At 65.2% G+C, this 22,090-nt stretch carries 18 protein-coding genes; 6 read left to right on the top strand and 12 right to left on the bottom strand.

Annotated features, from left to right (window positions below; all coding sequences use genetic code 11):
• Window positions 1–4: 4 nt before the first annotated feature.
• Window positions 5–418, bottom strand: coding sequence for a hypothetical protein (locus FAZ69_RS00410; RefSeq protein ID WP_136891985.1), 414 nt, complete (start codon window positions 416–418; stop codon window positions 5–7).
• 268 nt (window positions 419–686) lie between these two features.
• Here FAZ69_RS00410 and tsaD point away from each other — a divergent pair, with 268 nt between their 5' ends.
• Window positions 687–1,712 (top strand): tRNA (adenosine(37)-N6)-threonylcarbamoyltransferase complex transferase subunit TsaD, encoded by a 1,026-nt coding sequence (tsaD, locus tag FAZ69_RS00405; protein WP_136891984.1) that lies wholly within the window; start codon window positions 687–689, stop codon window positions 1,710–1,712.
• Window positions 1,713–1,779: 67 nt separating this feature from the next.
• On the opposite strand, the gene FAZ69_RS00400 is transcribed toward tsaD, so the two are convergent.
• From FAZ69_RS00400 to FAZ69_RS00385, 4 genes are all read right to left on the bottom strand, one after another.
• Entirely contained in the window at window positions 1,780–2,850 is a 1,071-nt protein-coding gene (locus FAZ69_RS00400; protein WP_136891983.1) for a porin, read from the bottom strand.
• A 58-nt stretch (window positions 2,851–2,908) separates the two neighbouring features.
• On the bottom strand, window positions 2,909–3,985 hold the full coding sequence (locus FAZ69_RS00395; protein ID WP_136891982.1) for an ABC transporter ATP-binding protein: 1,077 nt from the start codon (window positions 3,983–3,985) through the stop codon (window positions 2,909–2,911).
• Entirely contained in the window at window positions 3,978–5,684 is a 1,707-nt protein-coding gene (locus FAZ69_RS00390; protein ID WP_240702079.1) for an ABC transporter permease, read from the bottom strand. Before FAZ69_RS00390 ends, FAZ69_RS00395 begins: the two co-directional genes overlap by 8 nt.
• 170 nt (window positions 5,685–5,854) lie before the next feature.
• Window positions 5,855–6,976, bottom strand: a complete 1,122-nt coding sequence (locus tag FAZ69_RS00385) for an ABC transporter substrate-binding protein (RefSeq protein WP_136891980.1) — start codon at window positions 6,974–6,976, stop codon at window positions 5,855–5,857.
• Window positions 6,977–7,115: 139 nt separating this feature from the next.
• Here FAZ69_RS00385 and FAZ69_RS00380 point away from each other — a divergent pair, with 139 nt between their 5' ends.
• Both FAZ69_RS00380 and FAZ69_RS00375 read left to right on the top strand, forming a co-directional pair.
• Window positions 7,116–7,844 carry a response regulator gene (locus tag FAZ69_RS00380; RefSeq protein WP_136891979.1) on the top strand — a complete coding sequence of 243 codons (729 nt, stop codon included), beginning with the start codon at window positions 7,116–7,118 and terminating at the stop codon, window positions 7,842–7,844.
• Complete coding sequence (locus tag FAZ69_RS00375) at window positions 7,841–9,262, top strand: sensor histidine kinase N-terminal domain-containing protein (protein WP_136891978.1); 1,422 nt, start codon at window positions 7,841–7,843, stop codon at window positions 9,260–9,262. Before FAZ69_RS00380 ends, FAZ69_RS00375 begins: the two co-directional genes overlap by 4 nt.
• Before the next feature lie 77 nt (window positions 9,263–9,339).
• Here FAZ69_RS00375 and folE2 read toward each other — a convergent pair whose 3' ends face one another.
• The 4 genes from folE2 to FAZ69_RS00355 form a co-directional block, all read right to left on the bottom strand.
• Complete coding sequence (gene folE2, locus FAZ69_RS00370; RefSeq protein ID WP_136891977.1) at window positions 9,340–10,158, bottom strand: GTP cyclohydrolase FolE2; 819 nt, start codon at window positions 10,156–10,158, stop codon at window positions 9,340–9,342.
• 141 nt (window positions 10,159–10,299) lie between these two features.
• Entirely contained in the window at window positions 10,300–12,210 is a 1,911-nt protein-coding gene (gene dxs, locus FAZ69_RS00365) for a 1-deoxy-D-xylulose-5-phosphate synthase (protein ID WP_136891976.1), read from the bottom strand.
• 113 nt (window positions 12,211–12,323) lie between these two features.
• Window positions 12,324–13,208 (bottom strand): polyprenyl synthetase family protein, encoded by an 885-nt coding sequence (locus FAZ69_RS00360; RefSeq protein ID WP_136891975.1) that lies wholly within the window; start codon window positions 13,206–13,208, stop codon window positions 12,324–12,326.
• Window positions 13,205–13,501: an exodeoxyribonuclease VII small subunit gene (locus FAZ69_RS00355; protein WP_136891974.1), complete on the bottom strand. Its 297-nt coding sequence runs from the start codon at window positions 13,499–13,501 to the stop codon at window positions 13,205–13,207. The genes FAZ69_RS00360 and FAZ69_RS00355 overlap by 4 nt, the downstream gene beginning before the upstream one ends.
• A gap of 269 nt (window positions 13,502–13,770) precedes the next feature.
• On the opposite strand from FAZ69_RS00355, the gene FAZ69_RS00350 reads away from it, so the two are divergent.
• Together FAZ69_RS00350 and FAZ69_RS00345 are read left to right on the top strand one after the other, a co-directional pair.
• Entirely contained in the window at window positions 13,771–14,877 is a 1,107-nt protein-coding gene (locus FAZ69_RS00350) for an aromatic ring-hydroxylating oxygenase subunit alpha (protein WP_136891973.1), read from the top strand.
• A 165-nt stretch (window positions 14,878–15,042) separates the two neighbouring features.
• Window positions 15,043–15,912 carry a sulfurtransferase gene (locus tag FAZ69_RS00345; protein WP_136891972.1) on the top strand — a complete coding sequence of 290 codons (870 nt, stop codon included), beginning with the start codon at window positions 15,043–15,045 and terminating at the stop codon, window positions 15,910–15,912.
• A 24-nt stretch (window positions 15,913–15,936) separates the two neighbouring features.
• Here FAZ69_RS00345 and FAZ69_RS00340 read toward each other — a convergent pair whose 3' ends face one another.
• The 3 genes from FAZ69_RS00340 to polA all read right to left on the bottom strand — a co-directional run bounded on the left by FAZ69_RS00340 (window position 15,937) and on the right by polA (window position 21,339).
• Entirely contained in the window at window positions 15,937–16,809 is an 873-nt protein-coding gene (locus FAZ69_RS00340) for a dienelactone hydrolase family protein (RefSeq protein WP_136891971.1), read from the bottom strand.
• Window positions 16,810–16,980: 171 nt separating this feature from the next.
• On the bottom strand, window positions 16,981–18,327 hold the full coding sequence (locus FAZ69_RS00335; RefSeq protein ID WP_136891970.1) for an NAD(P)/FAD-dependent oxidoreductase: 1,347 nt from the start codon (window positions 18,325–18,327) through the stop codon (window positions 16,981–16,983).
• A gap of 216 nt (window positions 18,328–18,543) precedes the next feature.
• Window positions 18,544–21,339, bottom strand: coding sequence for a DNA polymerase I (polA, locus tag FAZ69_RS00330; protein WP_136891969.1), 2,796 nt, complete (start codon window positions 21,337–21,339; stop codon window positions 18,544–18,546).
• Window position 21,340: 1 nt separating this feature from the next.
• On the opposite strand from polA, the gene FAZ69_RS00325 reads away from it, so the two are divergent.
• Entirely contained in the window at window positions 21,341–22,084 is a 744-nt protein-coding gene (locus FAZ69_RS00325) for an LOG family protein (RefSeq protein ID WP_136891968.1), read from the top strand.
• Window positions 22,085–22,090: the final 6 nt, after the last annotated feature.

The following is a 22,090-nucleotide window of genomic DNA, read 5'->3' as shown; positions in this document are numbered from 1 at the left end:
CCGTTCAGCTCAGTCGATCGGGAACCACGTGATGGACGCGGTGAAGATGCGCCCTGCTGGTTACACGAGAATGCGCATCGGCATGCTGGGCCAGATGCTGATGGTGAGCCAAGTGGCCTTTCTGGATCGCCGGAGCGCTTGCGCGATCCGCTTGGGTATCCGAACGGTCTTCCGCACGACTGAGACCAAAATCGCGATCCGAGGAACGGAAACTGTTGGTATTGCTCACCCCCTTGCTGCTCATGTGACTCCCGGACATGCCGCCCGCTTCGCCGCCCAACCCTCCATGTCCGGCGCCGGCACCTGCACCACCGCCATTTCCACCCCCGCCGCCGTTACCGTTGCCGGCGAACGCCGACACGGATGCCACGGTCATGACACAGGTCGCCAGCACAACCATCGCTCGTACGTTCTTCATGTCCTTCTCCCATGAACCTCATCGGTTAGCCATTGTACGAAGCCGGGTCCGAACCCGAACGCCGCTGCGTGTAACGATTTGTATTTGTTGTTTCACGCTTCCCCCGTGTCTCTAGACGCAGCATTTCGCCGGATCGATGTCCATCTGTTTTGGCGACGCCTTCGACGCGCCGCAGCCGCGACGTCTGCGGCCCTGCCGCCCCACTGCTATACTTTTAGGCCCGCCTAATAGCCCATCGCGGCGTTTCGCACGCCGTTACATCTGCAACATGCTCGTTCTCGGCATCGAAAGCTCCTGCGACGAAACCGGCCTCGCGCTCTACGACACCGAGCGCGGCCTGCTCGCCCACGCGCTGCACTCGCAGATCGCGATGCACCGCGAATACGGAGGCGTCGTTCCGGAGCTGGCTTCGCGCGACCATATCCGCCGCGCGCTGCCGCTGCTCGAGGACGTGCTCGCGCGCGCAGACGCGGCGCGCTCGGACATCGACGCGATCGCGTTCACCCAAGGGCCGGGCCTCGCGGGCGCGCTGCTCGTCGGCGCGAGCATCGCGAACGCGCTGGCGATGGCCTGGGACAAGCCCACCATCGGCATCCATCATCTCGAGGGGCACCTGCTGTCGCCGCTGCTCGTCGACGCGCCGCCGCCCTTTCCGTTCGTCGCGCTGCTCGTGTCCGGCGGACATACGCAGTTGATGCGCGTGGCCGACGTCGGCATCTACGAAACGCTCGGCGAGACGCTCGACGACGCGGCCGGCGAGGCCTTCGACAAAACCGCGAAGCTGCTCGGGCTCGGCTATCCCGGCGGCCCCGAAGTGTCGCGGCTCGCGGAGTTCGGCACGCCGGGCGCTGTCGTGCTGCCTCGTCCGATGCTGCATTCGGGCGATCTCGACTTCAGCTTCAGCGGCTTGAAGACGGCCGTGCTCACACACATGAAGAAGCTCGGCTCGAACGTCTGCGAACAGGCGAAGGCAGACCTCGCGCGCGGCTTCGTCGACGCCGCCGTCGACGTGCTCGCGGCCAAGTCGATTGCCGCGCTCAAGGAGACGAAGCTCAAGCGGCTCGTGGTCGCCGGCGGCGTGGGGGCGAACCGGCAGTTGCGCGATGCGCTTTCCGCGGCCGCGCAAAAACGCGGCTTCGCCGTGCACTACCCGGACCTCTCGCTTTGCACCGACAACGGCGCAATGATCGCGCTTGCCGGCGCGCTGCGTCTTGCACGCTGGCCCGAGCAGGCGAACCAGGAATACGCGTTCACGGTGAAACCGCGCTGGGACCTCGCTTCGCTCGCCCGGTAGCCGCCGCGTCCCGCCGTCTGTCCTGGCAACGCCAGCAAACCGGCCGAAGCCACGGCGAAAAACGTGCTTAGAAGCGGTGCTGAAGCCCTGCCGTCACGCCGACCTGCGTGTCGGCTGCCCCAGTCATATCGCGCGACAGGCTCACCGTCCGATCGTTATCCGCCATCGCATAGCCTCCCGACAGATACAGCACCGTACGCTTGGACAACGCGTATTGCGCACGCAGCGAGAACAATGTCGGGTCCGCATCGCTCGCTCCCTTGATGTTCTGGTGATAGACCGCGCCGAACAGCGTGAAATACGGCGTGAACGCGTACGAGCCGCCTAGCCAGTACATGTCGCTCAACTGCCCGGCGGCATTCGTCGTGAACGTGCGCCGATAGTTGCGATAGCCCGCCATCGCTTTCGCCGAGCCGAAATCGTAGCTGAGGCCTGCGTGAATGCCTTGGATATAGTTCGTCCGGCCGTCGAAACGGGTATCGGCAGGGGACGCGCTGGTTCCCGCGCCATGCTGACGGTCGAATGTCGCGACAGCCGCGAACGGCCCGTTGCCGTAGCCAACGCCCACGCCGTACTTCGAGCTCGCCCGGAAATCGCCCGCGACGTTGCCAAAGCCGAACGTGCCGCCGAACTTGAAGCCGCCGAATTCGCCGTCGTAGCGCACCGCATTCGACGAGCGCGTGAACATGCCGTCCTTCCGGCCTCCCGTCGCCGTCGACGACGTCGCCCACGAATAGTTCTGCGCGTAACCCATCGGATCGAACGGCAGCAGGTAATCGTAGGTCGTCGTGTACATGCGGCCCAACGTCAACTGACCAAAACGGCTCGACAGGCCGACCGTCGCGCGGCGCCCGAAAATTGCGTCATCGTCGAAGCGGCCATCGCCGACGTTGAACCCGCTTTCCAACTGGAACACGGCCTTCAGCCCGCCACCCAGGTCCTCGACGCCGCGCAGCCCCCATCGCGAGGTGTTCTTCGCGCCCGAGACGAAACGCGTCAAGCCGCCGTCGGCGCTCGCGTGATTCACGTACTCGACGCCCGCATCGACGATGCCGTAAATCGTCACGCTCGATTGCGCATGTGCCAAGCCGCTACATGAGAGCGCGGACATCGCCAAAGCCATCTTGCATCCTTTCATATATGGATTCCTTATTAATTGATTGGGATTCGTGGCGCAGGTTGACGCCGCGCTACGTTCAATACGCCATCTCGGCCGTCGAGAACGCCCAGCAATCGTCGGGCGGCAATTCGATCCAGTGCGGCTCGAGCGCCCTTAGCCGCTCGCCGAATGCGCGAAACCGAAGCTCGCCGCAATGAAAGAGATATTCCCAGCGATCGCCGAGATAGATCGCCGCGACGAGATTCGCCAGCAGCCGGTTGTCCCCGGGGCCGTCGGCAATCCGCACGCGCTCCAGCCGGATCACCGCCTGCGCCGCCTGCCCCGTTTGCAACGGCGTGCGAGCGCGCGCCTCCAGTTGCCAGCCGTCGCCGACGAGCGTCACGCGCTTTCCCCCGACGGATGCCACCACGCCGTCGATGCGGTTGTTGCTGCCCATGAACTCCGCCGCGTAGAGCGAGCGAGGCGCACCATAGAGTTCCGCAGGCGCGCCCTCCTGCTCGATGCGGCCGTTGCGCAAGAGCAGGATGCGATCGGACATCGCCATCGCCTCGGTCTGGTCGTGCGTGACGCACAGCGCCGCCAGCCCCAGCGACACGATCAGCTCGCGCAGCCACGCCCTCGCCTCCTCGCGCAGCTTCGCATCGAGATTCGACAACGGTTCGTCGAGCAGGATGACGGGCGGGTTGTAGACGAGTGCTCGCGCAATCGCCACCCGCTGCTGCTGGCCGCCGGAAAGCTGGTAGGGATAGCGCTCGGCGAGATGCCCAAGCCCGAGCTGCTCGAGCGCACGCATCACGTGCCGCCGCTGCTCGTCGCGGGCGACATTGCGCAACCTGAGGCCGTAGCCGACGTTTTCGGCGACGGTACGATGCGGCCACAGCGCATACGACTGGAATACGAGCCCGAGCGAGCGCTGCTCGACGGGCAAATCGACGCCTGTCGAGCCGTCGAAGAACACCGTGCCGTCGAGCTGGATACGGCCGCTCGACGGCTGCTCGAGCCCCGCGACCGAACGCAGTATCGTGGTCTTGCCGCTGCCCGAAGCGCCGAGCAGCGACACCACCTCGCCCGCCTTCAATTCGAACGACACGCCATTGAGGATCGGATTCCCGCCGTAGGAAAGGCAGAGATTTTCGACAGAGAGCTTATCCATTCAACTTGACTCCGAAACGCAAGGCCACGCCGAGCCCGGCGGCGACCATCGCGATGTTGACGACGGAAAGAGCGGCGACCTGATCGACCGCGCCGCTCGCCCACAGCGACACGAGCAGCGCGCCGATCACCTCGGTGCCGGGCGACAGCAGATAAACGGCGGTCGAGTACTCGCGCTCGAAGATCATGAAGATCAGGAGCCACGCCGCGAGGAGCCCGAAGCGCACGAGCGGCAGGATCACGTCCATGCTCGCGCGGCTGCGCGTTGCCCCCACGCAGCGCGCCGCTTCTTCGAGCTCCGGCCCGACTTGCAGCAGCGCGCTTTGAATGAGCCGCATCCCATAGGCGAGCCACACGACCGTGTACGCGATCCAGATGCTCCACATGGAGTTCTTCAGTTCCTTCAGATACGGCACGAACAGGAACAGCCACAGGAACGCGAGACCGGCGAGCAACCCTGGCACTGCGCGCGGCAGCAGCACGATGTAATCGATCAGCTTCGCGCCCCAGTCGCTGCGGCGGTGCCCCGCGAACGCGACGAGCGAATAGAAGCCGACCGCCAGCGCGCCGCCGATCACGCCGATACCGAGCGTGTTCAGGATCGCGCGCACGAGGTTGTCCTGCTCGAACAGTTCGGCGAAGTTCGCGAGCGTCAGCGCTTGCGCCAGCGATACGCCCGCGCCCCAATGCGAAACGAGCGAGCGCAGCACGATGCCGGAGATCGGCACGATCACGGTCAGGAACAGCCACAGCGCAACGATCGCGAGTGCGATCCAGCGCCAGACGCCCAGCGGCAGCACTGTGTGGCGGCCGGCCTTGCCCTTGACCGTGACGTACTTGTTGGCGCTCTTGAGCAGATGCCGCTGCAGCAGCACGAGCGGAAACGTGACGGCGACGATGCACATCGCGACCGCGGCCATCAGGTGATACGACGGCACGCCGAGCTTGTTGGCGAGCTTGTAGAGATACGTCGCGAGCACGAAATGCCCTTCGGGATCGCCGAGCACGAGCGGCAGCCCGAACACCTCGAAGCCGAGAAAGAACACGAGCACGCCGGAGAACAGCAGCGACGGCATCGTCATCGGCAGGCTGACGTCGAGCGCGACCCGGAACGGTCGCGCTCCGGCCACGCGCGCCGCCTCTTCGACATCCGAGCCGAGATTGCGCAGCGCCGCCGACGAATACAGGTACACGTGCGGCACATGCGTAAGCCCGACGATGACCATGATCGCAAAGACCGAGTACACCGACCACGGCGCCGCCTCGACACCGAACCATTCCTGCCACCAGACCGAATAGAAGCCGACCGGCCCGGCGGCGATCACGTAGCCGAACGCGAGCACCATCGGCGACACGAAGACCGGCGTGAGCAACAGCGGTTCGAGCCAGCGGCGGCCGGGCAGGTCCGTGCGCGTCATCAGGAACGCGAGAACGCCGCCGAACGGGATCGAGATCAGCAGCATCCCGCTCGCGATGATCAGCGAGTTCTTCGCCGCATGCCAGAAGTCGGGATCGCTGAAGATGAAGCGGTAGCCGTCGATGCCGAAGGTCTTGTCCGCGTCGAAGAACGGCGCGGACAGCAGGCTTTGCAGCACGATGAACGACAGCGGCAGCAACACCGAGGCCGCCAGCACCGCGATGACGAGCCAGCGGAACAGCGCGGCGAGGTTGCGCCACGCCGGCTCCGGCAGGCGCGGCATCGGGGCGGCGTGAGCGGCATCGGACGTTCGTGCGGGCGAACGGAGCAGCCGTGCACTGCCCGGCGGCAGGCCGCGCCCCTTGGTTGAAAGCATGAGCGTCTCCCTACGTCCGGTTGGGACGTATGTCGATGGAAAAGAACTGGATGAAAAAGCCAGGCGTGCGGCGAGGGTCAGCCCCGGATGAATTGCTGCCACTGCTTCAGAAACTCGAGACGCTTCTGCTGATCGAGGTACACCAGCAAGCCCGTGCCGATCGGGATGGGTTTGAGCGAATCGCCGAGCTGCTTCTGCAGCGCGCTCATCGAGTTGTCGCCGCCGACGTCCTCACGAATCGGAAACAGGTTCGCCTGTTCCGCAAGTACGGTCTGTCCGCGCTTGGACAGCACGTAGTCGACCCACAACCGCGCCGCATTTGGATTCTTCGACGCCTTGGAAATCGTGATGAGCCGGCCCGCGACCTGCGTGTAGTCCTTCGGATAGAGGTAGCCCATCGACGGATCTTTCTTCGCCCGCCCCGACGCATACGAGCCGAGGATGTTGTAGCCGATCAGGTTCTCGCCCGACGAAATCCGCTCCATCATCGCGCCCACGCTCGATTGCAGCTTCGCGTGGCTCGTGCCCATCGCCCGCACGAGGTCCCAGGTGACCTGCGGATTGACGCGCGCATCCTGCGTCAGATAGTTGAAGCCGACCCCCGACTTCTCGATGTCGTAGGTCGTGACCTTGCCGTTGAACTTCTGCGGTTGCGCCTGCAGCAGCTTGATGAGCTCGGCGCGCGTCTGCGGCACTTCGCCGGGCGGCAGCAGGCGCTTGTTGTACACGATCGCGACGGGCTCGTAGTTCGTGCTGTAGGCCTGCTTCTGGTATTGCGCCCATTGCGGCAGATGGGCCGCTTCGGGCGACGCGTAGCTCGCCATCAGCCCGTCGTTGACGAGCTTGACCTGCAGATCCATCGCGGTGCTCCAGAGCACGTCGCCGCTCTTGCTGTTGGCCGCGGTCTCGCTGATGAAGCGGTTGTAGATCTCGGTGCTGTTCATGTCGTTGTATTCCACCTTGATGCCGTAGAGCGACTCGAAGTCCTTGACGAGGCCGCGCACGAGCGACGTGTCGGTGGTCGAGTAGACGATCAGCCGACCTTCCTTCTTCGCGCCGTCGATGGTCTCCTGATAGTTGGCCGGATAGCCCGCCGGCACCTGCGCGTGCACGGCAGCGGCCAACAGCAGCGCGCCTGCCGCCACGAGCGGCGCGAGACGCGCGTTGATGAACGACTTCGATTTCGTCTTGGTTCGCATCGTATCTTCCTCCAGAAATTTTTATCTCATTCAAGGAAAGGCATGATACTTTCCGATAGCTTTCTACTTGCTTTCTAATTTCTTGAAAATTCACGGAAAAGATCCGTTTTTGCTCAGTGATTTCCCTTAGGTCAAGCCAATGCGCGTGCTGCTCGTCGAAGACAACCCCGTCCTTGCCCATTCCCTCAGCGACGCGCTCGCCAATGCGCGCTTCACCGTCGACTGCATGCACGACGGCCAAGCCGCCGATCACGTGCTGCGCACGCAGGACTACGCGCTCGTGATCCTCGATCTCGGCCTGCCGAAGCTAGACGGGCTCGAAGTGCTGCGGCGCGTGAGGGAGCGGCGCAACCCCGTTCCGGTGCTGATCCTCACCGCGCACGATTCGGTCGAGGACCGCGTGCGCGGCCTCGATCTCGGCGCCGACGATTACCTCGGCAAGCCTGTCGAGCTCGTCGAACTCGCGGCGCGCGCCCGCGCGCTGATCCGGCGCAGTCACGGTCACGACAACGCCCGCATCCGCTGCGGGCCGCTCGAGTTCGACAGCGTCGCCCGCACGTTCACGCTGGCGGGCGAGCCGCTCGCGCTGACGCCGCGCGAGCGCGCGGTGCTCGAGGTGCTGGTCATGCGCAACGGTCGCGCGATCAACAAGGAAGCGTTGTCGGAGAAGATTTACGGCCTTGCGGAGTCGGTCAGTCCGGACGCGATAGAGATCTACGTGCACCGCGTGCGCAAGAAACTCGAAGGCAGCCGCGCGGCGATCACGACGCTGCGCGGGCTCGGCTATCTGCTGGAAACGAAGGAAGAGGCGCCGCGCGGACCCGACTGCCGACGCCCCGAAGGAAGTCCTCCTGGGCCTGGGGGATGAAGAAGCTGAACTTGCGCGCGCAGGTGACGCTGTGGCTGCTCCTGCCGCTTCTCGCGCTGCTCGCCTTCGACGCCTGGCTCACCTACCAGCGCGCGATGAACGCCGCGCACGCCGCCTTCGACCGCACGCTCGACGTCTCGCTGCGCGCGATCCGCGACGGCGTGAGGCTGCACGACGGCGAGATCGAAGTCGACCTGCCTTATCTTGCGCTGGAGATGTTCGAGTCCGACGCGGGCGGCAAGATCTACTACGTGATCCGCGATGAAGCAGGGCGCGCCGTCACGGGCTACCGCGACCTTCCGCTACCCGCCATGCGCGACGCCATCGGACAGGGCCCGCGCTTCTACAACGCGACCTATCGCGACGAGACCTTGCGCATGGCCTTGCTGCGGCACGCTGTCCACGATGTGCCCAGCGCGCAGACGCGCTTCGTCTGGGTGCTGGTCGGCGAGACGATCGAGCCGCGCGAAGCGCTGGCGCGCGAGATCCTGGCCGGCTCGCTGCAGCAGGAAGCGCTGCTGATCGGACTAGCGATCGCCATCGTGTGGCTGGGGGTGGGGCTCGGATTGCGGCCGTTGAAGCGCCTGTCGGCGACCGTCGCCGCGCGCTCCGACGGCGACCCCGCCCCGCTCGGCGACACCGACCTGCCAAGCGAAGTCGCGCCGCTCGTCGAATCGATCAACCAGTACATCGGGCGCCTGGAACAGATGCAGACGGCGCGCCGGCGCTTCTTCGCCGACGCCGCCCATCAGCTGAAAACACCGCTCGCCGTGATCCAGGCCGAATCGGAGCTGGCGATGTGCGAGGCCGCGCCGCCCGGCGTCGGCCGGCATCTGCGCCGCCTGAACGGCGCCGTGCGGCATGCGGGCAAAGCCGTGCAGCAGCTCTTGTCGCTGTCGCGGCTCGATGCCGACTGCGCCTATGCCGCGACGCTCGCCGACGTGCCGCTGCATCAGATCGCCCGCAGCGCGACGCTCGACTGGTCTCCGGTCGCGCGCGCCCGGGGCATCGATCTCGGCCTGGAGCAGGAAGCGAAGGTTCACGTGTCCGGCCGCGCCGAGCTGCTCGCCGAAATGATCGGCAACCTGATCGACAACGCGATCCGCTATGCGGGCGACGGTTCGGTGATCACGGTGCGGGTGGGCGTCGGCCTCCACGCGCAGCCGTTTCTCGCGGTCGTCGACGACGGTCCCGGCATCGCGCCTGCCGAGCGCGAGGCGGTGTTCGAGCGCTTCTACCGGGGCGCGGCCTCGCAAGCGGCGGACGGCGGCAACGGCCTGGGGCTCTCGATCGTGCGCGAGGTCGCGCGCGTGCATCGGGCGCAGACATCGATCGAGGCCACGCCGGGCGGCGGCGCCACCGTCATCGTGACGTTCCCGGTCCCGGCGGCGAAGAACGTCGGCGTCACCGCAACGTAGCGTGTAAACGCAGGAAGGGGCGCTTTCAAGCGCCCCTTCTTGTCCACCGCGGAAATCACGATCAGTTTGGCAGCAGATCAAACCCCATCGATCGCATCGCGCTTGTCATGCTCGATGACCGCATACGCGCTGTGATTGTGGATCGATTCGAAGTTCTCGGCCTCCAGCACATACGCCACGACCCGCCCTTCGTCGTTCAGGCGTTTCGCCACGTCACGCACGAGATCCTCGACGAACTTCGGATTCTCGTAGGCACGCTCCGTCACGAACTTCTCGTCGGGGCGCTTCAACAGCCCCCACAGCTCGCACGACGCCTCTTCCTCGGCGATCCGGATCAGTTCCTCGACCGGCAAGTCGCCCGACAGCTCCGCGTTGATCGTCACATGCGAGCGCTGATTGTGCGCGCCGTACTGCGAGATCTTCTTCGAGCACGGGCACAGGCTCGTCACCGGCACGAGCACGCGCAGGAACAGACGCGTCATGCCGTTGCGCGTGTCGCCCGTCAGCGTCACTTCGTAGTCGAGCAGGCTCTTCACACCCGACACCGGCGCCACCTTGCTCACGAAGTACGGGAACGTCACTTCGATACGGCCCGCCTTCGCCTCGAGCCGCTCCAGCATCGACGCGAGCATCGTGCGAAACACCGCCGGTTCGAGCGGCGCCTTGTTTTCCTCGAGCAGCGCGACAAAGCGCGACATGTGCGTGCCCTTTTGCTCGGCAGGCAAATGCACGTCGAGATTCCAGGTGCCGACCGTCGGCTGGATCTCGCCGTCAGGCGTGCGAACGGTCAGCGGATGGCGCACCGCCTTCACGCCGACGCGCTGAATCGGAATCTGGCGCGTGTCGACCGTGCTTTGCACATCGGGCATCACAAAGGCGGGGTTCATCTGATTCATCTTGTTCTGTCCTTTCCTTCGCGGCACGCGTTCGAGCGAGGCGCACCGGGGCTGGCATAGGCGCTGCCAGTAACGAAACATGGGCCCGCAGGCCCATGCTTTCAAATGGAAGCAGTCCGGCCGCCGCTGGCGGCCGCACCGTCACGCGACGCGCTTCGCCAGCTTGGTGGCCTCGCCTTCGGCCGCCTGCTTCAGAAAGCGCTCGCGAATCGACTTCGCGATGCCCGCACCGTCCAGCCCGCAGCCCGCGAGCAGCTTGGCCGGATCGCCATGGTCGATGAAGGTATCGGGAAGGCCCAATTGTAGTACGGGCCGGATAACCCCATCGGCAAGGAGGGATTCGACGCAGGCCGAGCCCGCGCCGCCCATGATGCAGCCCTCTTCGACCGTCACGAGCGCATCGTGCGTCTCGGCCAGCTCGCGCAAGAGCTCCGCGTCGATAGGCTTGACGAAGCGCATGTTGGCGACGGTCGCATCGAGCTCCTCGGCTGCCGCGAGCGCCGGCGCGACCATCGTGCCGAACGCGAGGATCGCGATGCGGCTGCCCTTCGGCGCCGACGATTGACGGCGGATCTCGCCCTTGCCGAGCGGAATCGCCGTCATCTGCTTGACGGTCGCGACACCCGTGCCCGCGCCGCGCGGATAGCGCACCGCAGTCGGGTTCGGCTGCTGCAATGCCGTGTAGAGCATCTGGCGGCATTCGTTTTCGTCCGACGCGGCCATCACGGTCATGTTCGGGATGCAGCGCAGGAACGCGAGATCGTAGGCGCCCGCGTGCGTCGCGCCGTCCGCGCCGACGAGACCCGCGCGGTCGATCGCGAAGACCACCGGCAAGTTCTGCAGCGCGACGTCGTGGATCAGTTGATCATAGGCGCGCTGCAGGAACGTCGAGTAGATCGCGACGACCGGCTTCAAGCCTTCAGTCGCGAGACCGCCCGCGAACGTCACCGCGTGTTGCTCGGCGATGCCCACGTCGTAATAGCGATCCTTGAAACGCTTCTCGAACTCGACCATGCCCGAGCCCTCGCGCATCGCGGGCGTGATGCCGACCACGCGCGAATCGAGCTCCGCCGCGTCGCACAGCCATTCGCCGAACACTTGCGTGTAGGTCTTCTTGCTGGGCGCCGTCGACGGCTTGATGCCCTCGACCGGATTGAACTTGCCCGGACCGTGATAGAGCACCGGGTCGGCCTCGGCGAGCTTGTAGCCTTGGCCCTTCTTCGTCACGACGTGCAGGAACTGCGGACCGCGCAGCTCGCGGATGTTTTCGAGCGTCGGGATCAGCGAATCGAGATCGTGGCCGTCGATCGGCCCGATGTAGTTGAAACCGAACTCCTCGAAGAGCGTGGCCGGCACGACCATGCCCTTGGCATGCTCTTCGAGCTTGCGGGCGAGCTCGAGCATCGGCGGCGCCACGCGCAGCACGCGCTCGACCCCGGCGCGAGCCGCCGCGTAGAAGCGGCCCGACATCAAGCGCGCGAGATGGCGATTGAGCGCGCCCACCGGCGGCGAAATCGACATGTCGTTGTCGTTCAGGATCACGAGCAGCGGGACATCGTCGCAGACGCCCGCGTTGTTCATCGCTTCGAACGCCATGCCCGCGGTCATTGCACCGTCGCCGATCACGGCGATCGCGAAGCGGTCTTCGCCCTTCAACTTGCTCCCGATCGCCATGCCGAGCGCAGCCGAGATCGACGTGCTCGAATGCGCGGTGCCGAACGTGTCGTAGTCGGATTCCGAGCGGCGCGGAAAGCCCGAGATGCCGCCGAACTGGCGCAGCGAATGCATCTGGTCGCGGCGGCCCGTCAGGATCTTGTGAGGGTAGGTCTGGTGCCCCACGTCCCAGACGATGCGATCGTTCGGCGTATTGAACACATAGTGCAGCGCGATCGTCAGTTCGACCGTACCGAGATTGGACGACAAATGGCCGCCCGTCTGCGAGACGCTGTCGAGCACGTAGGCACGCAACTCGTCGGCAAGCGGCTGCAGTTGGCGGCGATCGAGGCGGCGCAGGTCCGCCGGGTCGTCGATAGTTTTCAGCAAGTCGTACATCGTCGTTCCAGTGTAGGAAAGCTTACGCGCCCGCACTTGTTATTACGCACGTCGGTAAGGATTCGTGCGGGGCGGCGGGCTTGTCGTCGCTCTTACGGCGTTAAATTCCTCTTTCAACTCACCCGGTTCACGACCAGGTCAGCCAGTTCAGCGAGGCGCCGGGCGCGCGCGCCGAACGGCACGAGCGCCTCGTGCGCCTCGCTGCGCAGCTGCGCAGCCAGTGCACGGGACGCTTCGAGTCCGATGATCGACACGTAGGTCGGCTTGCCGTCCTTCGCGTCTTTGCCGGCGGTCTTGCCGAGCGTCGCGGAATCGGTCGTTACATCGAGGATGTCGTCGACGACCTGGAACGCCAGACCGACGGCGGCCGAGTACGCGTCGAGCGATTGCAGGGCTTGCTCGCCCGGCGCCTCGCCCGCCAGCGCGCCCATGCGCACCGAGGCGCGCAGAAGCGCACCGGTCTTCATCCGGTGCATGGTTTCCAGCTGCTCACGCGTGAGCGCGTGACCGACGCTCGCCAAGTCGATCGCCTGGCCCCCAGCCATGCCGATCGAGCCGCTTGCGAGCGCCAGCTCGCGCACGAGCGCGGCCTGGGCCGCGGGTGCGAGCGCCGCGCCGTCCGTCAGCGCGACGAATGCCTGCGATTGCAGCGCATCGCCGACGAGCAAGGCCGTCGGCTCGTCATACTTGACGTGCACCGTGGGCTTGCCGCGGCGCAGTTCGTCATCGTCCATGCACGGCATGTCGTCATGCACGAGCGAATAGACGTGGATCATTTCCAGTGCCGCCGATGCGGCTTCGAGCGCCTTCGCGCTCGCGCCGGTCAGCTCGCCGGCAGCGTGGCACAGCAACGGGCGTACCCGCTTGCCGCCGCCCAGCACCGCGTAGCGCATGGCCTCGTGCAGTTGGGCAGGCGCCGTCTGCGGCCCCGGCAAGTAGTGTTCGAGTGCCGTCTCGACGCGCCCGAGCACCGAACGCATCCATTCTTCAAAAGTCATAGATCGTCTCCGCTATCCGCGGGAGCTGCGCCGGTGGAGAGCGGCTTGAGCGTCTCGCCGTCGAGGACGCGGACCTGCTGCTCCACCTTTTCCAGTTGTTGTTGACAGAACGCCACAAGTGCGGCGCCGCGCCGGTACGCGGCAAGCGATTCCTCGAGGCTCAGGGCGCCGCCTTCCATCCGCGCGACGAGTCCCTCGAGCTCCTCCACCGCCGCCTCATAATTCTCCGGCAATGGCGCGCCAGCGCCGCTGGACGCGGCAGGAGCGGTGTCCTGAGGTGCGGTCTTCGCCATGAGGGGAGTCGGAATTTAAAAACAAGTCGAACATTCTACGGCAAAAGCGACAAGTCCGACCTGTTCGACACATTCCTCAGACTGAAGGCATCCACCATTTCCTTGCTGCAATCGAGTGAAAAACGGTGAACTCCGGGGGCAATTTTGACCCAAATCAGATACTTATGCACCCAGCAGAAGGGGAAAAGGGTATAATCGCGGGCTCCCCAAATCGAAACTTATCGATGGTTGGGTTGTTCACTGCTTTCACGTCTTCATCGGGAGTGGGAATGTCCAATCTGAGCAATGCTTTGCAGCTGAAGGCCGTCTCCAGTCAGCTGCCAGTCACAGCTTATTTTGACCCAGCGCTTCTTACGCGCGAAATCGAAACACTTTTCAAGCAAGGTCCTCGCTACGTCGGGCACGAATTGATGGTCCCCGAAGCGGGGAGTTATTTTGCCCTGCCCGGCGAGGGCGAGGGGCGCGTGCTCGTGCGCAACCAGCAGTCGCAAGTCGAGCTGCTCTCAAACGTGTGCCGCCACCGGCAAGCCATCATGCTCAACGGCCGCGGCCAGACGGAGAACATCGTCTGTCCGCTGCACCGCTGGACGTACGACCTCAACGGCAACCTGCTCGGCGCGCCGCACTTCGCGGACAACCCCTGCCTGAATCTCGGCGCCACCCCGCTGCAGAACTGGCAAGGGCTGCTGTTCGAGTCGCAGGGCCGCAACGTCGCGAAAGATCTCGCGCGCCTCGGCACCAAGCACCACTTCGATTTCGCGGACTTCATGTTCGATCACGTCGAAGTGCACGAGTGCAACTACAACTGGAAGACCTTCATCGAGGTCTATCTGGAAGACTATCACGTGGTGCCGTTCCATCCGGGGCTCGGCAGCTTCGTCTCGTGCGACGACCTGCAGTGGGAGTTCGGCGACTGGTACAGCGTGCAGACGGTCGGCGTGCACAATGCGCTCGCGAAGCCGGGCAGCCCGACGTACCGCAAATGGCACGACGAGGTGCTGCGCTTCCGCGGCGGCGAGCCGCCCGAATTCGGCGCGATCTGGATGGTGTACTACCCGGGCCTCATGATCGAGTGGTATCCGCACGTGCTCGTCGTGTCGTGGCTGATTCCGCGCAGCCCGACTCATACGACGAACGTCGTCGAGTTCTATTACCCCGAAGAAATCGCCCTGTTCGAGCGCGAGTTCGTCGAAGCCGAGCGCGCCGCCTATATGGAAACGGCCCGCGAGGACGACGAAATCGGCGAGCGGATGGACGCCGGGCGCCTCGCGCTCATGAACCGCGGCGAGTCTCAAGTCGGGCCCTACCAGAGCCCGATGGAAGACGGCATGCAGCACTTCCACGAATTCCTGCGGCGCGAGCTGGGGCCGATCTGAGCGGCTGCGGCACGAGCGAAGCGGCAGCCGCTTCGCCTGGCCGCACAGCACTGATAGGTGAAAAGACGGGCAAGTTGGGTTTGAAACCCTTCTTGCCCGTCTTTTTGTTTAGACTAACAAGACACCTTCGGCGCAAGCCGGACGCAGGTCTCATCAGGAGCTGTCATGCCGCACACCCACTACACCACTCTCATATCGGCCGCCAATCTCGCAGAACGCATCAGCAACGCACCGGGCAGCGTGCTTGTCTTCGATTGCAGCTTCGATCTCGCCAACACCGGCGCAGGCGAACAGGCCTATGCGGCAGGCCATGTTCCAGGCGCGCACTATCTGCATCTCGACCGCGACCTGTCGGGCGCGAAGACCGGCACCAATGGCCGTCATCCGCTGCCGGACCGGGTGGCGCTCGTCGCGACGCTCGCCGCGCATGGCCTCGATCAGAATCAGCAAATCGTCGCGTACGACGCGCAAGGCGGCGCGTACGCCGCGCGTCTCTGGTGGCTGCTGCGCTGGCTCGGTCACGACTCCGCGGCGGTGCTCGACGGCGGCCTGCAAGCCTGGCAAGCCGCGGGCTTCGCGCTCGATGCGCAAGCGCCGGCCAAGGCCGCGGGCAATTTCAAGGCCGCCGCCCCGCTCGTGGCGACCGTCGATGTGCAAGCGGTGCTGCGCAACCTGTCGACGCATGACCGCGTGGTGATCGACGCGCGCGCCGCCGACCGCTATCGCGGCGAGAACGAGACCATCGACCCGGTCGGCGGCCACATTCCCGGCGCGCTAAACCGCTTCTTCAGGGACAACCTCACGGCGGACGGCCGCTTCAAGCCGGCGCACACGCTGCGGGAAGACTTCAGCGCCGTCTTGAACGGGAAGCTGCCCGAGCAGGCGATACTGCAATGCGGATCGGGCGTCACCGCATGCCACAACGCACTGGCGATGGAAGTCGCCGGGCTGCACGGCGCGGCGCTGTACTCGGGTTCGTGGAGCGAATGGTGCTCGGACCCGTCGCGCCCCGTCGCCACCGGTCCGAATCCGTAAGCCGATCCTGAGTCGAATCTGGCGCTACGCGACGCCGTGCTCCTTGAGCCACGCGAGCGCACGGCGCCAGCTGTCCTCGGCATCGGCCTTGCGGTAGCTCGGCCGATAGTCCGCGAAGAACGCGTGCCCCGCATCGCCATAGACGACGATCTGCGAGCCCCGCGCCACCGCCGGCCCCTGCGCGATCAGCGCTTTCATTTGCTCGAGCGTGTCCTGCGGGATGCTCGTGTCCTGTCCGCCATAGAACCCGAGCACGGGCGCATGCAAGTCCGCGACGCGGTCGATCGGGTTAGCCGGTGTCGCCGCCCCATGCGAACCGGCCACGCGTCCGTACCAGGCCACCGCCGCCTTCACGCGCGGGTTGCGCTCGGCGAAGAGCCAGGCCTCGCGCCCGCCCCAGCAATAGCCGACCACGCCTAGCCGGCGCAAATCGCCGCCATGCTCGCCGGCCCATTGCACGGCGGCGTCGAGGTCGGCCATCACCGTCTCGTCGGACACCTTGCTCACTAGCTGGTCGTTGAGCTGCTGCATGGTCGGGTAAGCCATCGGGTCGCCTTCGCGCGAGAACAGATTCGGCGCGATCGCCAGATAGCCGAGCTTGGCGAAGCGCCGACAGACATCGGCGATGTGCTCGTGCACCCCGAAAATCTCGTGGATCACGATGACCACCGGCAGATGCGTCTTGCCTGCCGGTTGCGCGTGGTAAGCGGGAATCAGATCGCCGCCCGAGCGGAAGCCGACTTCGCCGGCGTCGAGCCCTGCGCTATCGGTATGGATGGTCTGCGCGGAGACCGGCAGCACGCACGCGGCGAAGCCGCTGCCGAGCGCAGCTTTCAAGAAGGTGCGGCGATCGAAAGGAACATGCGGGATCAGACTGTCGACGTCGGGTGTCAGCATACGGCGCTCCTAGAGTTGGCGGCTGCCGGAAAGCAGAGTGGCGGCAACCGTTCGGAAACGACTTGCGGGCCGCGCAATGGCGGCCCGCTTCAAACATCTGCAGTAAAGCGCGAAGTCGATTCTAGCGACTAGCGCGACTCGAGGTCCGATCCGCCTGCCCGCCGCCGTCGCTCAGTGCAGCTTCACGCGCGGCAGCGTCGTGCGCCGCAGCCAGTGCGCGAAGGTATCGAGCATCATGCGCGGATAGCCGTGCAGCGCCGCGATATGCAGCCGGTACAGCGACATGTACATGAAGCGCGCAAAGAGCCCCTCGATCAGCATGCTCCCGCCGATCAGCCCGCCCATCAGGTTGCCGACCGCGCTGAAATGCCCGAGCGACACCAGCGAGCCGAAGTCGCGATACGTGAACTCGGGAAGCGGCCGGCCCTCCATCCGGTTCACGAGCGACTTCAACAGGAAGCTCGCCTGCTGATGCGCGGCCTGCGCGCGCGGCGGCACGTTGCGCTCGTTGCCGGGCCACGGACACCCGGCGCAATCGCCGAGCGCGAAGATGTCGTCGTCGTTTTCGGTCTGCAGCGTGCGGCGTACTTGCAGCTGTCCCAGGCGGTTCACGGTCAGCCCATCGAGCTTGGTAAGCACGGGCGGCGCCTTGATGCCCGCGGCCCACACCGTCAGGTCGGCGCGCACCGTCTTGCCGCTCGCCGTGCGCACGACGCCCGGCGAGACCTCGGCCACGGTCTCGCCGACCATCAGCTTCACGCCGAGCTTGGTCAGCAACTCGGCCGTCGCGCTCGACACGCGCTCCGTCAGCGCGGGAAGAATGCGCGGCCCCGCCTCGATCAGCACGATGCCGACGTCGTGCCGCGGATCGAGCTTGTGCAGCCCATAAGCCGACAACACCTGCGCCGTGTTGCGCAATTCCGCCGACAATTCGACGCCCGTCGCCCCGCCGCCGACGATCGCCACCTGGATGCGCGGCTCCTTCTCCGGCGACATGCCGTCGCCAGACTCGACACGCTCGTGCACCTGATGCTCCGCGCGCATGCACGCCGCGATCAGGCGCTTGCGGAAGCGCTCGGCCTGCTGGACGGTATCGAGCGCGATCGAATGCTCGGGCGCGCCTTGCACGCCGAAGAAATGCGTCGTGCTGCCGATGGCGATGACGAGCGTGTCGTACTCGAGCTCGCGCTGGGGCAGCAATTCGGCGCCGTCGTCGTCGCGAACCGGCGCGAGCGTGATCCGCTTGACCTTGCGATCGAGCCCGGCGAGCTCGCCCTGCTGGAACTCGAAGCCGTGCCAGCGCGCCTGCGCCGCATATTCGAGCTCCTGCGTGAACGGGTCCATGCTGCCGGCCGCGACCTCGTGCAGCAAGGGCTTCCAGATATGCGTCGGATAGCGGTCGACGAGCGTCACCAGTGCGCGCGCGCCGCCATTCTTCTTCGAGCCGTAGCGATCGCCAAGACGCGTCGCCAGTTCCAGTCCCCCCGCGCCTCCCCCAACGACGATGAAACGATGCATGGACACTCTCCGTGGTTGCCGTTCGGTTGTGCGAATCTTCGAGGCCGGAAAACATACGGCCCAGATAGGCCATTGTCAGGGCGAGAGCGTTTTTGCAACAAGTCGCCGCGCCACATGTGTGTCATGCGCGCGACGCTATTGACGCTTTAGCCGTCCATTCGCCGACGCGCCTCGAAGATGACTTCGAGGCGCGTTACAAGGACGCGCGGAGTGCGCTCAGTGCGCCTCTTCCCAGTTGGCGCCGGCCCCTACCTCGGCGACGAGCGGCACCCTGAGCTCGGCCACGCCACACATCAGCTCGGGCAGCCGTTTGCGCACGACGGGCAACTCCTCCTCGGGCACTTCGAGGATCAGTTCGTCGTGGACCTGCATGATCATGCGCGTGCCGGTCTTCTGCTCGTCGAGCCAGCCCTGCACCGCGATCATCGACAGCTTGATGAGATCGGCCGCCGTGCCCTGCATCGGCGCGTTGATCGCGGCGCGCTCGGCGGCCTGGCGGCGCGGGCCGTTGCCGCCGTTGATCTCGGGTAGCCAGAGGCGGCGCCCGAACACGGTTTCGACGTAGCCTTTCTCCTTCGCGCTCGCGCGCGTGCCGTCCATGTAGCTTGCCACGCCGGGATAGCGGGCAAAGTAGCGGTCAATGTAGAGCTTGGCGGCATCGCGCGTGATGCCGAGGTTCGACGCGAGCCCGAACGAGCTCATCCCGTAGATCAAGCCGAAGTTGATGACCTTGGCGATGCGGCGCTGGTCGCTCGTGACTTCGAGCGGCGTCACGCCGAAGACCTCGGCGGCTGTCGCCCGGTGAATGTCCTCGCCGTTGGCGAACGCGCGCAACAGCGACTCGTCGCCCGAGATGTGCGCCATGATGCGCAACTCGATCTGCGAATAGTCCGCCGACACGAGCTTGCAGCCCGGAGGCGCGATGAATGCCTCGCGGATGCGCCGGCCTTCGGCCGTGCGCACGGGGATGTTCTGCAGGTTCGGATCGTTCGAGGCGAGCCGGCCCGTCACCGCGACGGCTTGCGCGTAGTTCGTATGGACGCGTCCGGTCTTGGCGTTGACCATGCGCGGCAGCTTGTCGGTATAGGTCGACTTGAGCTTCGACAGGCCGCGATGCTCGAGCAGCAGCTTCGGCAGCGGGTAGTCCTCGGCAAGCTTCTGCAGCACTTCTTCGTCGGTCGACGGTGCGCCGCTCGGCGTTTTCTTGACGATCGGCAGTTGCAGCCGTTCGAAGAAAATCTGCCCGATCTGCTTGGGCGAGCCCATGTTGAACTCGCCGCCGGCCAGCTCATAAGCCTCGCGTTCGAGCTCGACGAGCCGCACAGCGATCTCATTGCTCTGCTGGCGCAGCCGCTCGGCGTCGATCAGGACGCCGTTGCGCTCCATCCGCCGCAGCACGCGGGAGGTCGGAATCTCGATGTCGCGATAAACGCGCAGCAAACCCGGCTCGGGCTCGATCTGCGGATAGAGCGCTTGATGGAGCTGCAGCGTGATGTCCGCGTCTTCCGCGGCGTACTCGGCGGCCGTCTCGAGCGGCACTTCGTCGAAGCCGATCTGCTGCGCGCCCTTGCCCGCCACGTCTTCGTACTTGATCGTCTTCACGCCGAGATGGCGCAACGCGAGGCTGTCCATGTCGTGCGAGCGGTGCGATTCGAGCACGTACGATTCGAGCATCGTGTCATGCTCGACGCCGTTCAGCTCGACGCCGTAGTTGGCGAGCACTTGCTCGTCGTACTTCAAGTGCTGGCCGACCTTCTTCCTGGCGGCATCTTCAAGCCATGGCTTGAGCTTCGCCAGCACTTCGTCGCGCGGCAACTGCACGGGCGCATCGGGGCCTCGATGCGCGAGCGGCACATAGGCCGCTTTCCCCGGCTCCACAGCGAGCGAGAGGCCCACGATCTGCGCGACCATCGGATCGAGCGCCGTGGTCTCGGTATCGAACGACGTCAGCGCGGCCGCATCGATCTTCGCGAGCCACGCGTCGAACTGCTCCCAGGTCTGCACAGTCTCGTAGTGGCGCGGCACGTCGAACGCCAGCGCAGGCTGCTCGCCTGCGGCCTCGGCCGCCGCCTGCGCGCCGCTCGCGCCATTCATGCCGTTCGCGCCTTCAGGCGCCTGCTGCTGCGCCTGCACCGTCTCGACCTCGCGCAGCCAGGTCTTGAAGCCGTGACGCACGAAAATATCGCGCAACGCCTCAAGCGCTTCGGGATGCGTGGCGAGCGACGCATCGATCGACTCGACGTGCCCATTCAGATCGCACGCGCGCTCGACCGTGACGAGCTTGCGCGCCATCGGCAGGAAATCGAGCGCGCGGCGCAGATTGTCCCCTACCGCACCTTTGATTTCGCCCGCATGTGCGACGATGCCATCGAGCGTCTCGTATTGCGCGAGCCATTTGACCGCCGTCTTCGGGCCGCACTTGTCGACGCCCGGCACGTTGTCGACGGTATCGCCGATCAGCGACAGGTAATCGATGATCCGCTCGGGCGGCACGCCGAACTTCGCGATGACGGCGTCACGATCGAGCGTCTCGTTCGTCATCGTATTGATGAGGGTGACATGATCGCTGACCAGCTGCGCCAGGTCTTTATCGCCGGTGGAAACGATCACCTTCATGCCCTGCGCCTCGGCTTGCGTGGCGAGCGTGCCGATCACGTCGTCGGCCTCGACGCCTTCGACCATCAAGAGCGGCCAGCCGAGCGCGCGCACCGCGACGTGGATCGGCTCGATCTGCCGCGCGAGGTCTTCGGGCATCGACGGGCGATTGGCCTTGTACTCGGGATACCAGTCGTCGCGGAACGTCTTGCCCTTGGCATCGAACACGCACGCGCTATACTCTGCCGTGACTTCCTTGCGCATGCGCCGCAACATGTTGATGATTCCGTACAGCGCACCCGTCGGTCCTCCATCCGGGCCGCGCAAATCAGGCATTGCATGGTAGGCCCGATAGAGATAGCTCGAACCGTCGACCAATAGCAGGGTCTTACCTTTCAGGTTTCGTTCTTCAGGCATTATGAACAAGAGAAAAGTGATACCGAGTCTGCGATCGCTCGCAGATCAAGAACGCGCGACAGCCAAGAAGGCCCGCGCATCGTGGCAGATGTTCACGATTATGGCAGAGTTTATCGAGGCGACCGAGTACCTCTCGGAGATCCGCCCGGCCGTCAGCATCTATGGCTCGGCGCGTCTGAAACCGACCTCGCCTCACTACAAGCTCGCCACCGTCATCGCGCGAAAACTGTCCGACGCGGGCTTCGCCGTGATCTCCGGCGGCGGCCCCGGCATCATGGAAGCAGCCAACAAGGGCGCGCATGCGGGCAAGGCGCCGTCGGTCGGCCTGAACATCGAGCTGCCGCACGAGCAATCGGGCAATCAATGGCAGGACATCTCGCTGCGCTTTCGCCACTTCTTCACGCGCAAGGTCACCTTCGTCAAGAACTCGGACGCCGTGATCGTGATGCCTGGCGGCTTCGGCACGCTCGATGAGCTCGCCGAAGTGCTCACGCTGATTCAGACGAAGAAGTCGCGCCACGTGCCGATCATTCTCGTGGGCGCGGAGTTCTGGAAAGGCCTGCTCAGTTGGTTCGAATCGGCGCTCGTGCCGATGGGCCTCATCAATCCCGAAGACATGAAGCTGATGCAGGTGATCGACGATCCCGACCAGGTGCTCGAAGCGGTGCTGTCGTTCTACGAGGACCGCGAAGAGGCCGAACCGCACGCGGCCAAGTCGGACGAGGACCGGATGTTCTATTTGTGATCGACA

It is taken from the genome of Trinickia terrae (assembly GCF_005144415.1).
GTDB lineage: Bacteria > Pseudomonadota > Gammaproteobacteria > Burkholderiales > Burkholderiaceae > Trinickia_A > Trinickia_A terrae.
Note: the sequence above shows the minus strand (reverse complement) of the source record. Positions and strands in the feature narration are given on the sequence as shown.

Coding starts and splice junctions, on each gene's coding strand:
- FAZ69_RS00410 (WP_136891985.1), bottom strand. CDS start 418: ATGAAGAACGTACGAGCGATGGTTGTGCTGGCGACCTGTGTCATGACC.
- tsaD (WP_136891984.1), top strand. CDS start 687: ATGCTCGTTCTCGGCATCGAAAGCTCCTGCGACGAAACCGGCCTCGCG.
- FAZ69_RS00400 (WP_136891983.1), bottom strand. CDS start 2,850: ATGAAAGGATGCAAGATGGCTTTGGCGATGTCCGCGCTCTCATGTAGC.
- FAZ69_RS00395 (WP_136891982.1), bottom strand. CDS start 3,985: ATGGATAAGCTCTCTGTCGAAAATCTCTGCCTTTCCTACGGCGGGAAT.
- FAZ69_RS00390 (WP_240702079.1), bottom strand. CDS start 5,684: ATGCCGCGCCTGCCGGAGCCGGCGTGGCGCAACCTCGCCGCGCTGTTC.
- FAZ69_RS00385 (WP_136891980.1), bottom strand. CDS start 6,976: ATGCGAACCAAGACGAAATCGAAGTCGTTCATCAACGCGCGTCTCGCG.
- FAZ69_RS00380 (WP_136891979.1), top strand. CDS start 7,116: ATGCGCGTGCTGCTCGTCGAAGACAACCCCGTCCTTGCCCATTCCCTC.
- FAZ69_RS00375 (WP_136891978.1), top strand. CDS start 7,841: ATGAAGAAGCTGAACTTGCGCGCGCAGGTGACGCTGTGGCTGCTCCTG.
- folE2 (WP_136891977.1), bottom strand. CDS start 10,158: ATGAATCAGATGAACCCCGCCTTTGTGATGCCCGATGTGCAAAGCACG.
- dxs (WP_136891976.1), bottom strand. CDS start 12,210: ATGTACGACTTGCTGAAAACTATCGACGACCCGGCGGACCTGCGCCGC.
- FAZ69_RS00360 (WP_136891975.1), bottom strand. CDS start 13,208: ATGACTTTTGAAGAATGGATGCGTTCGGTGCTCGGGCGCGTCGAGACG.
- FAZ69_RS00355 (WP_136891974.1), bottom strand. CDS start 13,501: ATGGCGAAGACCGCACCTCAGGACACCGCTCCTGCCGCGTCCAGCGGC.
- FAZ69_RS00350 (WP_136891973.1), top strand. CDS start 13,771: ATGTCCAATCTGAGCAATGCTTTGCAGCTGAAGGCCGTCTCCAGTCAG.
- FAZ69_RS00345 (WP_136891972.1), top strand. CDS start 15,043: ATGCCGCACACCCACTACACCACTCTCATATCGGCCGCCAATCTCGCA.
- FAZ69_RS00340 (WP_136891971.1), bottom strand. CDS start 16,809: ATGCTGACACCCGACGTCGACAGTCTGATCCCGCATGTTCCTTTCGAT.
- FAZ69_RS00335 (WP_136891970.1), bottom strand. CDS start 18,327: ATGCATCGTTTCATCGTCGTTGGGGGAGGCGCGGGGGGACTGGAACTG.
- polA (WP_136891969.1), bottom strand. CDS start 21,339: ATGCCTGAAGAACGAAACCTGAAAGGTAAGACCCTGCTATTGGTCGAC.
- FAZ69_RS00325 (WP_136891968.1), top strand. CDS start 21,341: ATGAACAAGAGAAAAGTGATACCGAGTCTGCGATCGCTCGCAGATCAA.